Below are 14615 nucleotides of genomic sequence, written 5' to 3'. Positions count from 1 at the left end.
CGCGGGCGTCAGCGGCTTTCGGGCCGCTTCAACGACAGTACCGTCCGGTCGAACGAACAGACCAGCGGCTCCTCGGGATCGTTCACTTTGAACACCTCGACACGCATCCGTACGATCCCCCGCTCGCCGTCGCTCGTCTCCCGTTTTTCCGTCACCGTCGACTGGACGCGGACGGTATCGCCGTGAAACACCGGCTCGGGGTGTTCGACGTCGTCGTATGAGAGGTTCGCGACGATGGTACCGTCGGTCGTCTCGGGGATCGTCAGCCCGACCGCGAGGCTCATCGTGTAGAGCCCGTTGACCAGCCGTTCGCCGAAGTCAGTGCCGGCGGCGAAGGCCGCATCGAGGTGCAGCGGCTGTTGGTTCATCGTCATGTCGCAAAACGCCTGGTTGTCGGCCTCCGAGATCGTCCGGCGCGTGTCGTGTTCGATAGTCTCGTCGACTTCGAAGTCCCCGTAATAACGCCCCGTCATAGGACCGTCCCGTGTTTCTTGTCGGGTCTGTCTTTCTCTATGCCCTCGTAGAACGAAAAGCGGTTCGTCAGCTCCTCGCGCAGCGTCGACGGCGGGACGACGTCGTCGATGACGACCTCGCTCGCCATCCGTCGGGCGTCGATGTCCTCGCGGAACTCCTCGCGGAGCTCCTGTTCGGTCCGTTTTCGTTCCGCCTCGTCGTCGATCTCGTCGAGCTTTCTGGCGTAGACGGCGTTGATCGCCGCTTCGGGACCCATGATCGCGATCTCGCCCGAGGGGAGCGCGATCGTCGACTCGGGGTCGTACGCCGGGCCGCTCATCGCGTAGATCCCGGCTCCGTAGGCTTTTCGAACGACGACGCACTGTTTCGGCACCGTCGCCGCGGAGGTCGCGTAGATCATCTTTTTGCCCTGCTCTAAGATGCCCTCCTTTTCGACTCCCGATCCGGCCATGAAGCCCGGCGTGTCCGCGAGATACAGGAGGGGGACGTTGTAGGCGTCACACGTCCAGACGAAGCCGGCGGCCTTCTCCGCGGCGTCCGGGAAGATCGCGCCGGCGCGGTGTGCGGGCTGGTTGGCGACGATCCCGACCGGGCGGCCGTCGATGCGGGCGAATCCGGTCAGGATCTCCTTGCCGTACTCGGGGCGGAGTTCGAACCACGAGTCCGCGTCGACGATCCGATCGATCAGGTCGGTCATGTCGTAGCCGCGGTTCGGCTCCTGCGGAATGATGCTATCGATGCCTTTGGGTGGCTTTGCGGGATCGATCGGGTCGGACGTTGGGGGTTTCTCGTCGCTGTTGTCCGGGAGGTAGCTCACGAGCTGGGCGACCAGCTCGCGGGCGTGTTCCTCGTCGTCGGCGATCAGGTCCGCGCTGCCGGAGTGTTTGGCGTGGACGTCGGGGCCACCGAGGTCCTCCAGGCTGATCTCCTCGCCGGTGACCATCTCGACCATTCGGGGGCTGGCGATCGCCATCGCACTCATCCCCCGGACCATCACCGTGAAGTCCGCGAACACCGGCGTGTAGGCCGCCCCGGCGATACAGGGGCCGTACAGGACACAGATCTGTGGCACCCGCCCCGAGAGCATCGAGTGGTTGTAATAGTACTTGCCGATCCCCTCGCGGTTGGCGAAGAAGCCGGTCTGTTGGTCGATGCGGCCGCCCGAGGAGTCCATCAGGTACAACACCGGCTGGCCGGTCTTCAGCGCCCGCTGTTGCATCCGGAGGAACTTCTCGACGCCCTTGGCGGCCATGCTTCCCCGCTTGACCGTGTAATCGTTGGCCATGAAATGGACGTTTCGGCCCTCGAACTCCGCGCCGCCGGTGATGAGGCCGTCCGCCGGGAGGACGTCGTCGGCGTCGAACTCGGCGAACTTCCCGTCCTCGAAGAGGAATCCGTCACCGCTTTCGGACTCCGTGTCGCCGTCGGCCGGATCCCCTTCGGGATTGAACCAGAGATCGATCCGATCGCGGACGAACTTCTTGCCCTGCTCGGGGAGTTGCTGTTTGTACTTTTGTTTGCCACCGGATTCGATCCGCTCGATCTCCGCTATCAGCCGCTCTTCTCGCTCCGTGGGGCCGAGATCGGAGGCCGCCCCGGCATCCGTGTCGGTGCCGCCGCCGGCTTCGGCAGTCCCGACGCCGGGCTCGCCTCCCTCGCTACCGCCGTCGCCCTCGTAGTTCGCGTGCGCGAGCTCGTCGCCCCCCGAGACGACCGTCACGTCGTCGCGGAACCGCGAGGCGAGTGCCTCGGCGACCGCACGGGCCTGTGCTACCGCCATATCGTCCGAAACGCTGACTCTCATCTGTATATCACTCCAGGAGCACCAACGTATCGCCCATATCGACGGAGTCGCCCTCCGAGACCGCGATCTCGGCGACGATACCGCCCGACGCCGCGATGACGTCGTTTTCCATCTTCATCGCTTCGAGCACGCAGACGACGTCGCCCGCGGAGACCGTCTCGCCGACCTCGACCTCGGTCGAGAGGATCGTTCCCTGCATCTCGGCGGTGATCGCGCCGGCCTCCGCGGCGGAGACGCCGCTGCCCTCACTACCGCCATCCGCGCTGTCGCCACCTGACGCCGCCTCGACGAGGCCGTCCTCGACGAGCACGTCGAACCGCCGGCCATCGACCTCGACGGTCAGTGTCTGTGCCGACGTCGTCGACGGCGCTCGGGACCCGCCGTCGGAGCCCCACCGATCGACCGCCTCGCTCAATCGCTCGGGATCGAGCTCCTCGTCGAGGTACTTCGTCGTGTGGTCGCCGCCGCGGAACGTCGCATCCGCGAGCATGAGCCGATGGAACGGGATCGTCGTGTGGACGCCCTCGACGTCGAAGTGTTTCAACGCGCGCGCAGAGCGGCGGACACAGCGCTCGCGGTCGGGTGCGTGGACGATCAGCTTCCCGATCATCGAGTCGTAGTCGCCGCCGATCTCGTCACCCTGTGCGACCGCGTGGTCCAGTCGGACGCCGACGCTGCTCGGCGGATCGTACGTCTCGAGCGGCCCGGGCGTCGGGGCGAACTCCGCGGCCGGGTTCTCGGCGTTGATCCGGAACTCGATCGCATGGCCGTCGATCTCGACGTCGTCCTGCTCGAAATCGAGCGTCTCGCCGGCGGCGACCCGGATCTGCCAGGCGACGATGTCGATCCCCGTCACCGCCTCCGTGACGGTGTGTTCGACCTGGATCCGGGTGTTGACCTCCATAAAGTAGAACTGCGGTCCGGCGGCTTCGCCGCCGCCTCCCCGGTGCGTCTCCGACGCACCGCCGTCCTCGACGAGGAACTCGACGGTTCCGGCGTTCGTATAGCCGGCTTCGCCCACGCCGCGTCTGGCCGCCTCGCCGATCTCCTCGCGGAGTTCCGCAGACAGCGCCGGGCTCGGTGCCTCCTCTATGACCTTCTGGTGTCGGCGCTGGAGCGAACAGTCCCGCTCGCCGAGGTGACGGACGGTGCCGTGTTCGTCCGCGAGCACCTGTACCTCGATGTGTTTCGGCGAATCGAGATACTTCTCGACGTAGACGGCGTCGTTGTCGAAGTACGCCTCGCCCTCCCGTTTCGCGGCGTCGAGCGCGTCGTCGACCTCCCCGGCCTCCTGGACGATCTTCATGCCGCGGCCGCCGCCGCCGCCCTCGGCTTTGATCGCGATCGGGTAGCCGTACTCCTCGCCGAGCTCTCTGACCGCATCGGCGCTCTCGACCGGTTCGTTCGTCCCCGGAACGACGGGGACGCCGGCCTCGGACATGACCGTCCGGGCTTTCGTCTTTTCACCCAGCCGCTCCATCGTCCCGCTCTCGGGGCCGACCCAGGTGATCCCGTCGGCCGCCTCGACGCGCCGGGCGAAGTCAGCGTTCTCCGCGAGGAACCCGTAGCCGGGGTGGATCGCGTCCGCACCCGCGCGTTCGGCAGCCCCGACAATCGCCTCGCCATCGAGATACGATTCGGCCGCCGGGGCGGGGCCGACGTTGTACGCCTCGTCGGCGTATTCGACGTGGCCGGCGTGGCGGTCGGCATCGCTGTAGACGGCGACGGTCTCGACGCCGAGTTCCTCACAGGCGGCCATCACGCGGACCGCGATCTCGCCGCGGTTGGCGACGAGTAGTTTCTCGAACATGGTTCAATACGACTTCGGGAAGCCGATCTCCTGGCTGATGTGGTTGTACGCCATCTGCTGGGTGACGGGGGCAAGCCGGGTGAGATTGATCTCGCGCCACCAGCGCTCGACGTCGTACTCGGTGGCGTACCCCCACCCGCCGAAGGCCTGCATCGACTGTTTGACCGTCTCGATGCCGGCCTCGACGGCCGTCGCCTTCGCGACGTTCGATTCGTATCCACAGGGCTTGTCCTGATCGTAGAGCCGCTCGGCCTTCCGTCGCATCTGGGCTGCGGCCTCCATGCGTGCGTACGGTTTCGCGACCGGGAACGAGACCGCCTGGTGGGTTCCGATCGGCTCGCCGAATACCTCCCGGTCGTTCGCGTAGTCGATAGCCGTGTGGGCGGCGAGTTTGCCGATCCCGGTCGCCGCGGCGGCGAAGCCGATCCGCTCGGGATTGAGCATGCTGACGAGCGCCCACCAGCCGTCGTCGCGCTCGCCGAGGACGTTCTCCTCCGGAACGCGGACGTCGTTCAAAAACACCTCACAGGACTTCGAGTAGTTCATCGCGTGTTTCTCGATCGGGGAGACGTCGATCCCGGACGAATCCATGTCGACGACGAACAGCGTGATCCCGTCAGTCCCGTGGTCGGCCGACTCGCGGGGCGTGGTTCGGGTGACGAGGATCATGTCGTCGGCGCGATCCGAGAAGGTGATCCAGGCTTTCTGGCCGTTGAGGACGTACTCGTCGCCGTCTTTCTCGGCTCGGGTCGCGACGTTGAGCGTGTTCGTGCCGGCTTCGGGCTCCGTGATTCCGATCGAGAAGTTCCGGTCCCCGACGGCGATGTCGGTCAGATACCGCTCTCTTTGTTCGTCCGTTCCGTGCTCGTTCAACCCGACCGTCGCCATCCCGGCCGTCAATACGAGATACCACGTGCCGGCCATCCCACAGCCCTCCGAACACAGCGTCTCCATCGCCACGCCGAGTTCGGCCATCCCCATGCCGGCTCCGCCGTACTCCTCGGGGACGAGGAGGCCATGGAAGCCGGCCTCCCCGAGCTCGTTCCAGAAGTCCTCGGCGAACTCCCCGTTTTCTTCCCGTTCTCGCCAGTATTTCGGGCCGAACTCGGTCGCGATCTCCGTCGCCGTCGAGGAGATCATCGAGTGTTCGGCACTCGTCTCGAATGTCATAGTCGTTCCTCGTCCCTATTCGGTCGTTCATTACATTAGTAGTTTGTGCCCCGGACGGTGGGAGACGGAGCGTTCCGGTCGTGGGCGAGACGACGTCGGACGGACGAGGGCCGAGACGACGTCGGACGGACGAGGGCCGAGACGACGTCGGTACGCCGTCCCGCCGCGGTGGCCGTGTTGGGTACTCCCACCCAAACAAATGATTTAAATAATATGGTATGTATGTATGGACCGTGATAGCATGAATGTAGACGACAGTGCCCCCGAATCTCCCGTCCACAGCCGACGGCGGTTCCTCGACAGAGCCGGTGGTGCCGTGGCCGCGGCGACGATGGTCACGGTCGCCGGCTGCTCCGGCGGCGGCAATGGGGACGGCGAGGACGGGATCCGGGTTCCAGCCCTCTACGATCTGAGTGGCGGAACGGCGGACGTCGGTCGTCCGACGGGAGTCGGGTCACGCGATGCGATGGCGTGGATCAACGAAAACGACGTCCTCGACGAGCCGATCGTCCACGACTGGGTGGACTACGCCTACGAGGTGCCCCAGGCCCAACAGCGCTACGACAGCTATACCTCCAACGAGAACCCGCCGATCATCATCGGCTGGGGAACCGCGGACACCGAGGCGCTCGCAAGCGACGTAGCTGCCGACGAGATCGTCTATATCTCGGCGTCGTACTCGGACGGTCTGTTGGCGGCGGAGACCGGGTACAACTTCTTCGCCAATCTCGATTACACGAGCCAGGGACGCGCCCACCTCCAGTGGATCTCGAATAACGACCCGGACGCGACGATCGCGTACATCCACAATACGACCCCCTTCGGTGAGGCACCGGTCGAGGGCGGGGAGGCCTACGCCGAGGAACTCGGCCTGGAGGTGGCCGACAACATCGCCCTCGAACTCGACGCCAACAGCGCCGGTACGCAGGTCCAGCGGGCCGAAGACAACGGCGTCGACTACCTCATCCACCAGAATACCGCCGCGCCGATGCAGGTGCTTTTGAGTTCCATCCAGGAGCGCGAGTCCGACATCACGGTGATGGGGCTGACCTGGACCGTCGACGAGTTCCGGGCACAGACCGCCCCGGAGCTGTTCGAGGGGGTCAGATACGTCAACTCGAACGTCTCGTTCGCGCAGGCGAGAGACTCCGACGCCCGCGGGTGGGAGATCATCGAGGACTCCTTCGAGCGGGAGGGCCACGAGATGGACGACCCCGAGATCGCCAACATCAATTACGTCCGCGGCGTCGTCCACGCGCTCTTGGCCGTCGAGGCGATCCAGCAGGCCCAGGAGATGGGGCTGGATCCCAACGAGGGGGCGAACGTCCGCGAGGCGCTCTTCGAGATGGACGATTTCGATGCCTGGGGGCTGTTGCCCGAGACCTACGACTACCAGGAGGGCGACCGCCGACCGACGATGAGCGGGCAGACGTACGTGATCGAGGACGGCGAGATGGTGCCCGACAAGATGATCGAACTCGAACGCCGGGAGGACTGGCTTCCCTGAGATGAGCGAGACTGGATCCCGATCGGAGGCGGCGGGTGGCGAGGACCACCCGGTCGTCGAACTCGACAACGCCGAAATCGTCTACGACCGGAACTTCCTGGCCGTCCAGGGTGTCTCGATGGAGGCGAACCGCGGCGACATCGTCGCGTTGCTCGGGCCGAACGGAGCCGGCAAGTCGACGATCCTGAAGATGATCTCCGGCATCGGGCGCAGCGAACGCGGCGAAGTGACCCGGGGTGACGTCTACTACGAGGGCGAGCGGGTCACGAACTTCCAGACGAAGGAGATGGTCGACCGGGGTATCACACACATTCTCGAGGGGCGACGGGTCTTTCCGGACCTGACCGTCGAGGAGAACCTCCGCTGTGGGCTCTATCGGGAGGGTCGGCGGATCCGTTACGATACATCCGATTACGAACTCGCGTTCGAGTACTTCCCACAACTCGAAGGGCTCCTCGACGTACAGGCGGGCTATACGAGCGGGGGCGAACAGCAGATGCTCGTCATCGCCCGCGCGCTCATTCATCGACCGAACCTGCTGTTGCTCGATGAGCCCTCGCTCGGACTCGCACCGAAGTTGGTCCAGGACATCTACGAGACGCTCCGGGAGATCAACCGCAAGGAGGACATCACGATGATCATCGCCGACCAGAACGCCAAACGGACCCTGGAGATCGCCGACTACGGCTACGTCCTCGAGAACGGGCAGATCGAACTCAACGATCCCGCGGACGTGTTGGTCGACCGCGAGGAGATCAAGGAGTTCTATCTCGGCACGTCCAGCGAGGAAAGCCGGTACTCGGATATCCGACACTACAAGATCCGCAAGCGATACACCTGAATCCATGAGCGTACCAAATCCATGTACCTGAACCTATGAGCGTACCAAATCCATGTACCTGAATCCATGAGCGCATTAAATCCATGTACCTGAATCCATGAGCGCATTAAATCCATGTACCTGAATCCATGAGCACGAAGGAGCCACAGACGCGGCTACGGGCCGGCCCCTACGTCCCCCCCGAAGAGGCCATGCTCGGGTGCCGCAACGTAACCAAGACCTTCGGCGCGATCACCGCCTGCGACGACGTCTCGATCGGTATCGACGAGGGCGAGTGGGTCTCGATCGTCGGCCCGAACGGGGCCGGCAAGACGACGCTTTTGAACGTCCTCAACGGGTTCTACGACCCCGACACCGGCGGCGAGATCTTCTTCGATGGCGAGGACGTCACCACGGACCCCGCCCACCGCCGGGCGCGAAAGGGGCTTGGGCGGACGTTTCAGGGGCTCGAACTGTTCGAGGAGGAGGACGTCCTCGAGAACGTCATGACCGTGCAGGCGGTCAAAGAGCGGCCGAGCCTCCTCTCGGCGCTCGTGTTCTACGGTGCCGGCCGCGGCATCGAAGCCGAGAACATGCGCCGCGTCGAGGAGATCATCGACTACCTCGAGCTGTGGGAGTACCGACACAGCACGGTTTCGAGCCTCCCGCTCGGCATCCAGCGGCGGGTCGACCTCGCTCGGACGCTCGCGTTGGACCCCGACGTCCTGTTGCTCGACGAGGCGATGAGCGGGCTGACCTTCGATGAAAAGTACGATATGGTCCGGTTTCTGGCGGACCTCAACGAGGCGGAGGACCTGACGCTCGTGATGATCGAACACGATCTCGAGGTCGTTACGGACGTCTCGGGACGGATGATCGTCCTCAACAAGGGCGGCGTCATCGCCCGTGGCACACCCGAGGACGTGACCGCCGATCCGGAGGTACAGAACATCTACACGGGGGTCGACTGAGATGGCGAACGCCGAAGAGGGCTTCGCCGACGCCGACGCCGACGGAGGGCCGACGGTAGAGCGGATCGCCGAACCCCCCGAGGGCGACGTCGACACCATCGAGGATACCGCGCTTCCGGAGATCCTGCTCGATCACGTCCAGGAGAACGGCGAGGACGTTGCGCTGCGGTGGAAACGCTACGGTGTCTGGCAGGAGTTCACCTGGCGGGAGTACTACGACCGGGTCAAACACGTCGCGATGGGGCTCGAAACGCTCGGCTTCGGCGAGGGCGACATCGCGTTCACCATCGGGTACAACCGCCCCCACCAACTGTGGACCTGGATGGGCGCACAGACGCTCGGCGGAATGGCCGCGCCGAACTACGAGGACATGCTGCCGGAGGCCATCGGCAACCAACTCGAACTCCTCTCGCCGAAGGTCGCCTACGCCGAGGATCAAGAGATGGTCGACAAACTCCTCGAGGTCGCCGACAGGTCGCCCTCCCTCGAGACGATCATCTACCGAGACGAGAAGGGGATGTTCCGATACGACGATACCGCGGTCCCCGTCGTGAGCTACGAGGAGATCGAAGCCCGCGGCAGGAAGCGCTTCGAGGACGGCGAGGTGACGAACGCGGACCTCGAAGCGCGGATCAGGGACGTCGACGCGGAGACCCCCGCGATGTTGTCGCCGACGTCGGGGACGACCGGGATGCCGAAGCGGGTGAAGCTGACGCACTTCAACTTTCTCAACCTGGCGAAGGCGGCGATCGAGATCGATCCGCTGCCGAAGGAGTCGGATTACTTCTCGTATCTCCCGATGGCGTGGGTCGGCGAGCAGATGATCCTCGTCGCGGCGGCGTTCGTCGGCGGCTGGACGGCGAACTTCCCCGAACAGCCCGAGACCGAAAGCGAGGACCTCCGCGAGATCGGCCCCGAGATCATCTTCTCGTCGCCACAGACCTACGAGAGCTGGGTCGCCGACGTCAAAGCCAAGATCGAAAACACCACGCGCCTGAAGCGGTGGGTCTACGAGAAGGCGATGGATATCGGCGAGCAGTACGCGGAGTACGTCACCGGCGACAAACGGGACCGAGAGCCCCCGGCGACGCTCCGGTTCAAACACTGGGTCGCCTACTGGAGTGCCTACCGACCGATCCTCGACAAGATCGGCCTCAAGCGGGCCAAGAACGTCTATACCGGTGGTGGCCCCCTCGGTGAGGACCACTTCCAGTACTACCACGCGCTCGGGCTACCGTTGAAACAGATCTGGGGCCAATCCGAGGTGTGCGGGTTCGTGACGATGCACCGCGGTGACGACATCCAGGTCGAGACCGTCGGCGAAGTGTTCCCGAACGTCCGCGTCGGGATCACCCCCGAGGGGGAACTTGTCGTCCGCGGGCCGGTCGTCACTTCGGGATACTACAACCAACCCGAAAAGACCGAGGAGGCCCTGGAGGGCGAGTGGCTCCACACCGACGACTTCGGCGCGATCACGGAGGACGGACACATCAAGGTCTTCGACCGGATGGACGACGTGATGGAACTGTCCGACGGCACCGCCGTTGCGCCGATCAGCGTCGAGACGAAACTCAAGTTCAACCCCTACATAAAGGAGGCGCTCATCGTCGGCGACGGCCGGGAATCACTGGCCGGCATACTGAACGTCCGCTTCGACAACGTCGCCGAGTGGGCCGACCAGCGCGACATCCAGTATGCGGGCTATAAGGACCTCACACAGAAGGAACCAGTCTTGGAGTTGATCCGCGGCGTCGTCGAGGACACCAACGAGCGACTCGAAGGCCCGAGCATCGACCGGTTCGTGATCCTGTTCAAGGAGTTCGACGCCGACGACGGCGAGTTGACCCGGACCGGCAAGATCAGACGCGAGGTCGTGACTGGCCGATATCAGGAACTGATCGAGGGGATCTACAGCGGCGCGGAAACCGTGGAGATGGACGTAACGATAACGTATCAAGACGGTCGGGAATCGCGCGAACACGGGGAGATGACGGTGGTCGAGACGGACGCGCCGGACACACCCCTCGGGGGTGAGATCGATGGTTGAAATCGCGACCCTCTTCGAGGTCACGGTAACGGGCATCGGCCTCGGCGCGGTGTACGCGCTCGTCGCCATCGGCTTCTCGCTCATTTATAAGGTGACCGGCGTGCTCAACTTCGCACAGGGGCAACTCGCGTTGCTCGGCGCGTACCTCGTCGTCGTGCTCTCGACGCCGCTTTTGATCAGCCTCGAGCTGCCGGCGTCGGTCGCGATTGTGGTGACGCTGCTTTTCGGGTTGGTGCTCGGTGTCGTCCTCGAACGCGTCATCTTCCGACACTTCATCGGCGAACCCGTGCTGTCGGTCATCATCGTCACGCTCGCGCTCGGCGGGATCATCACGGGCGGGATTCGGTTCCTGATCGGCCCCCAGTATCGGGCGTACCCGGAGGCGTTGCGGCCGGACTGGAGCCTGTCGCTCCCCTTCGGCGTCGACCTTAGTGCCTCGTTTACGCTCGGCGTGATCCTCTCGCTCGTCGTCGTGACCGCACTCATGCTCTTTTTCCGATATACCGTCATCGGATCGATACTCCGAGCGGGCGCGAGCGACCAGCAGGCGGCGATGGTCCTCGGCATCTCGATCGAGCGAACGATCCTGCTCGCGTGGGCGCTCTCGATCTCGATCACCTCGATCGGCGGGCTGCTCTTTGCGATGTCGGCCGGGGGAGCGGGGTTTACGATCGAGGCCGTCGGAATCTTGATCTTCGCCGCCGTCGTCTTCGGCGGCCTCGACAGCATTCCGGGGGCGTTCATCGGCGCACTCGTCGTCGGGCTGTTACAACAGCTGGGCGCGTTCTACGCCGAACCGATCCTCGGCCCCGGCGTCGGGCAGGTGCTGCCGATGGCGTTCTTGCTCGTCGTGATCCTGGTCAAGCCGTACGGGCTGTTCGGAACCGAACGAATAGAGAGGCTCTAACGATGTTACCCAACGAACGATCCGACCGAGACGAACCGACCGACGCCGAGCCGGCCGATGCCGAACCGGCCGACGCCGAACCGACCGACGCCGAGCCGGCCGATGCCGAACCGGCCGACGCCGAACCGACCGACGCCGAGCCGGCCGATGCCGAACCGGCCGGGGGGGGCCGTCTGATGCCCTGTGGCGAGTATTTCACCTCCTATGCGGACCGAATGGGGCTCGTCCGCTGGCGCATCGAGAAGGTCGCCCTCGTGCTCGCGATACCGATCCCGCTTCTCCTCCCGTTGCTGTTGGGCGGTGGCGCGCTCTCGATGGTCACGCGGATCTTCATCTTCATCATCGCCGTGTTGGGGTTACACGTCATCCTGGGGTACGCCGGCGAGATCGTCCTCGCACAGGGCGCGTTCATGGCGATCGGGGCATACGCTTCGACGCGGATCGTCGCCGAGACGGGGGCCGGGCTCATCCCGGGGATGCTCGTCGGCGGGCTGTTGACCGCCGCCGTGGCGGTCCTGTTCGGGCTGCCGTCGTGGCGCGTCAAGGGATTTTACATCGCCATCTCGACGCTCGCGTTGCAGTTCATCGCGCTTTGGTTCTTCGAGAACAACGAGTTGGCCTTCATCCACGGCGGCTCCCAACAGAACATCCCTCGGGACGTCGGACTCGTCGGCGAGTACGTCACGATTAGCTCCGCGACCGAACAGTACTTTTTCGTGTTCGCGGTCATGGCCCTGTTCGTGCTCTTGACGTTGAACCTCAGCCGGACGGGGATCGCCCGGATCTTCCGGGGGATCCACGAGAACGACCTCTCCTCGGCGGTGCTCGGGATCGACGTCTTCCGGAACAAACTGCTCGCGTACGCGATCGGCGGGTTCATGATCGGGGTCGCGGGCTCGCTGTATTCGCTGTATATCGGCTTTATCAGCCCCGATTACTTCACGATCGAGCTCACCCTCGAACACTACGTGATGTTGTTGCTCGGCGGGATGGGACGCGTCTGGGGCGTCGTCCTCGGCGTCAGTCTCGTGACGATCGTCCAAGACGAGATCCGCGAGCTCCTGTTGACTTACGCCGCCGACGCGACCGCGCTCGAACCGCTGTTTTTCGGCGTGCTCATCATCGTCGTCCTCGCAGTCGAGCCCAAGGGGCTGTTGGCGGGACTGGGACAGATAAAGGACTACCTGCGGAAGTGGCCCTACGCCTACTGACGCGATCGTACGGGTCCTCTGTGTATCCCGGCGCGCGCCGACGCCGCTCGGGTGTTCGCCGATATTTTCCGAGGTCCCCGATACATATATTTGTGAGGGGGGAGCATACCCGTGTATGTACACGATCGTCGCGGGAATCGATACCGACGCCGACCGCGCGACGCGGATCGCCGAAGAGATCGCCGGCCTCCCGATCGACGGGATGGACGTCATCCTCGCACACTCGTTCGGAAAAAACCCCGAGGGGGCATCGATCGACCAGATCGGATCCGCCCGCGAGGCGCGTGACATCCTCGATTCACACGACGTCGAGGTGACCTTCGAGGAGCGAAGCGGCGACTCGGCGACGGGGATCATCTCCGTCGCCGACGAGTACGACGCGGATCTGGTGTGTGTCGCCGGACGCGAACGGAGCCCCGCCGGCAAGGCGGTCTTCGGCAGCGTGACCCAGGAAGTGATTCTCAACACCCACCGACCCGTCCTCGTCTGCGGAAACTGATCGGATGTCGAACAGTACGAACACCGAACGCACCCCCGTGGCCGAGGCGGAGCCCCCGTTCGCGCCGGCGATCGACGCACACGTCCACCTCTTCCCCGAACGGCTCGCGAACGCCATCCAGCGGGCCCTCCGCGAGGAGGCCGGCTGGGCGTTCCCCCATCCACCGGCCCGTGAGACGATCGAGGCGGCCCTCGACGATGCCGGCGTCGAGCGATACGTCGCGTTGCCGTACGTCCACGAACCCGGCGGCGCGCGATCGCTCAACGCCTGGCTCGCGGAGCAAGCCGCCGAGTCAGACCGGCTGATTCCGTTCGCGAGCGTCCATCCGGACGACGAGGACGTCGGAGGGATCGTCCGGGAGGCGTTCGAGGCGGGGGCCCGTGGACTGAAGTTCCACTGTCCGGTCCAAGGGTGTGCGCCGGCCGACCCCCGGATCGAACCGGCCCTGGAGGCCGCCGCCGAGTACGACCGGCCGGTCACCTACCACGGCGGGACCGCGCCGATGTACGAGGACAGCCCCTACGTCGGTGCCGAGTTGTTCGCCGAGGCGGTCGAGTCCTATCCGGATCTCCGGGTCAACTGCGCCCACATGGGAACCTACGAGGTGTCGGCGTTCGTCGAGATGGCCCGCGAACACGACAGCGTCTATCTCGACACGACGTTCGCGATGTCGACGGAGGCCGAACGGACGATGGATTTCGATCCGTCGACGATCGCCGACGAAACGTTTATCGAACTCTCCGAGTCGATCATGTACGGGAGCGACTTCCCGAACATTCCCTATCCGTATCGGGCCGAGCGGGCGGGACTGCTCGAACGGGGGCTTCCGCCGGAGACGTACCGGGACCTCTTTTATCGGACGGCGACGACGTTTCTCGGATGATCGTGATTTGAGGCGGATTTGAGACGAATTCGAGGCGAACCGACCCCCTTCCGGTACATATTTGTGTTTTGTGGTAACATACGTCATACACATGCAAAAGAACATCGTCGTCGTCGGCGCAGGACGTGTCGGCCGTCGTGTCGTAGAGCATCTGGATTCGGGACGGCACTCGATCACGGTCGTCGAACCGGACGCCGAGACGTGCGAACAGCTGTCGACGAATCACGACCGCGTGATCCGAGGGGACGGAACGGATCCCGATACGATGGAACGGGCTGATCTGGCTGCTGCCGACGTCGTCGCCGCCCTCGCGGACGACACCGAGATCAACCTCGCCGTCTGTGAGATGGCGAGAGAGCAGGCCCCGGACGCGCGGACGATCCTCCGGATTGCCCGGGACGGCGAGCAGGACTACGGATACCGGTCGTTCGTCGACCACACCGTCTATCCGGCAGCGGCGGGCGCGGCGGTCGCCGTCGATCAGATCACCGGAACGTGATACGGGGATCCAT

13 protein-coding genes are annotated in these 14615 nt (G+C 64.6%); 9 read left to right on the top strand and 4 right to left on the bottom strand.

Annotated features, from left to right (window positions below; all coding sequences use genetic code 11):
• Window positions 1–8 precede the first annotated feature (8 nt).
• From HZR14_RS05575 to HZR14_RS05560, 4 genes are read right to left on the bottom strand one after another with little or no spacing between them, the layout of a single operon-like run.
• Window positions 9–473, bottom strand: coding sequence for a MaoC family dehydratase (locus tag HZR14_RS05575; RefSeq protein WP_181691875.1), 465 nt, complete (start codon window positions 471–473; stop codon window positions 9–11).
• On the bottom strand, window positions 470–2278 hold the full coding sequence (locus HZR14_RS05570) for an acyl-CoA carboxylase subunit beta (RefSeq protein WP_181691874.1): 1809 nt from the start codon (window positions 2276–2278) through the stop codon (window positions 470–472). The genes HZR14_RS05575 and HZR14_RS05570 overlap by 4 nt, the downstream gene beginning before the upstream one ends.
• Before the next feature lie 7 nt (window positions 2279–2285).
• The gene (locus tag HZR14_RS05565) at window positions 2286–4088 is read right to left on the bottom strand and encodes an acetyl-CoA carboxylase biotin carboxylase subunit (protein ID WP_181691873.1); all 1803 of its coding nucleotides are present in this window, start codon (window positions 4086–4088) and stop codon (window positions 2286–2288) included.
• Window positions 4089–4091: 3 nt separating this feature from the next.
• A complete protein-coding gene (locus HZR14_RS05560) occupies window positions 4092–5258 on the bottom strand; it encodes an acyl-CoA dehydrogenase family protein (protein ID WP_181691872.1) in 1167 nt (388 codons plus the stop codon).
• Between the two features lie 226 nt (window positions 5259–5484).
• On the opposite strand from HZR14_RS05560, the gene HZR14_RS05555 reads away from it, so the two are divergent.
• The 9 genes from HZR14_RS05555 (at window position 5485) to HZR14_RS05515 (ending at window position 14602) form a co-directional block, all read left to right on the top strand.
• Window positions 5485–6765, top strand: coding sequence for an ABC transporter substrate-binding protein (locus HZR14_RS05555; protein WP_181691871.1), 1281 nt, complete (start codon window positions 5485–5487; stop codon window positions 6763–6765).
• Window position 6766: 1 nt separating this feature from the next.
• Window positions 6767–7606 carry an ABC transporter ATP-binding protein gene (locus HZR14_RS05550; protein WP_181691870.1) on the top strand — a complete coding sequence of 280 codons (840 nt, stop codon included), beginning with the start codon at window positions 6767–6769 and terminating at the stop codon, window positions 7604–7606.
• 128 nt (window positions 7607–7734) lie between these two features.
• On the top strand, window positions 7735–8556 hold the full coding sequence (locus tag HZR14_RS05545; protein ID WP_181691869.1) for an ABC transporter ATP-binding protein: 822 nt from the start codon (window positions 7735–7737) through the stop codon (window positions 8554–8556).
• A 1-nt stretch (window position 8557) separates the two neighbouring features.
• The gene (locus HZR14_RS05540; RefSeq protein WP_181691868.1) at window positions 8558–10603 is read left to right on the top strand and encodes an AMP-binding protein; all 2046 of its coding nucleotides are present in this window, start codon (window positions 8558–8560) and stop codon (window positions 10601–10603) included.
• The gene (locus HZR14_RS05535) at window positions 10596–11510 is read left to right on the top strand and encodes a branched-chain amino acid ABC transporter permease (RefSeq protein ID WP_181691867.1); all 915 of its coding nucleotides are present in this window, start codon (window positions 10596–10598) and stop codon (window positions 11508–11510) included. Before HZR14_RS05540 ends, HZR14_RS05535 begins: the two co-directional genes overlap by 8 nt.
• Before the next feature lie 2 nt (window positions 11511–11512).
• The gene (locus HZR14_RS05530) at window positions 11513–12721 is read left to right on the top strand and encodes an ABC transporter permease subunit (RefSeq protein WP_181691866.1); all 1209 of its coding nucleotides are present in this window, start codon (window positions 11513–11515) and stop codon (window positions 12719–12721) included.
• 115 nt (window positions 12722–12836) lie between these two features.
• Entirely contained in the window at window positions 12837–13220 is a 384-nt protein-coding gene (locus HZR14_RS05525) for a universal stress protein (protein ID WP_181691865.1), read from the top strand.
• A gap of 4 nt (window positions 13221–13224) precedes the next feature.
• On the top strand, window positions 13225–14103 hold the full coding sequence (locus HZR14_RS05520) for an amidohydrolase family protein (protein ID WP_181691864.1): 879 nt from the start codon (window positions 13225–13227) through the stop codon (window positions 14101–14103).
• A gap of 91 nt (window positions 14104–14194) precedes the next feature.
• Window positions 14195–14602, top strand: a complete 408-nt coding sequence (locus HZR14_RS05515) for an NAD(P)-binding protein (protein WP_181691863.1) — start codon at window positions 14195–14197, stop codon at window positions 14600–14602.
• Window positions 14603–14615: the final 13 nt, after the last annotated feature.

The organism is Natronomonas salinimetallica (assembly GCF_013839515.1).
Lineage (GTDB): Archaea > Halobacteriota > Halobacteria > Halobacteriales > Haloarculaceae > Natronomonas.
The sequence above is the reverse complement of the archived record's forward strand: the minus strand, read 5'-3'. Positions and strand labels throughout refer to the sequence as shown.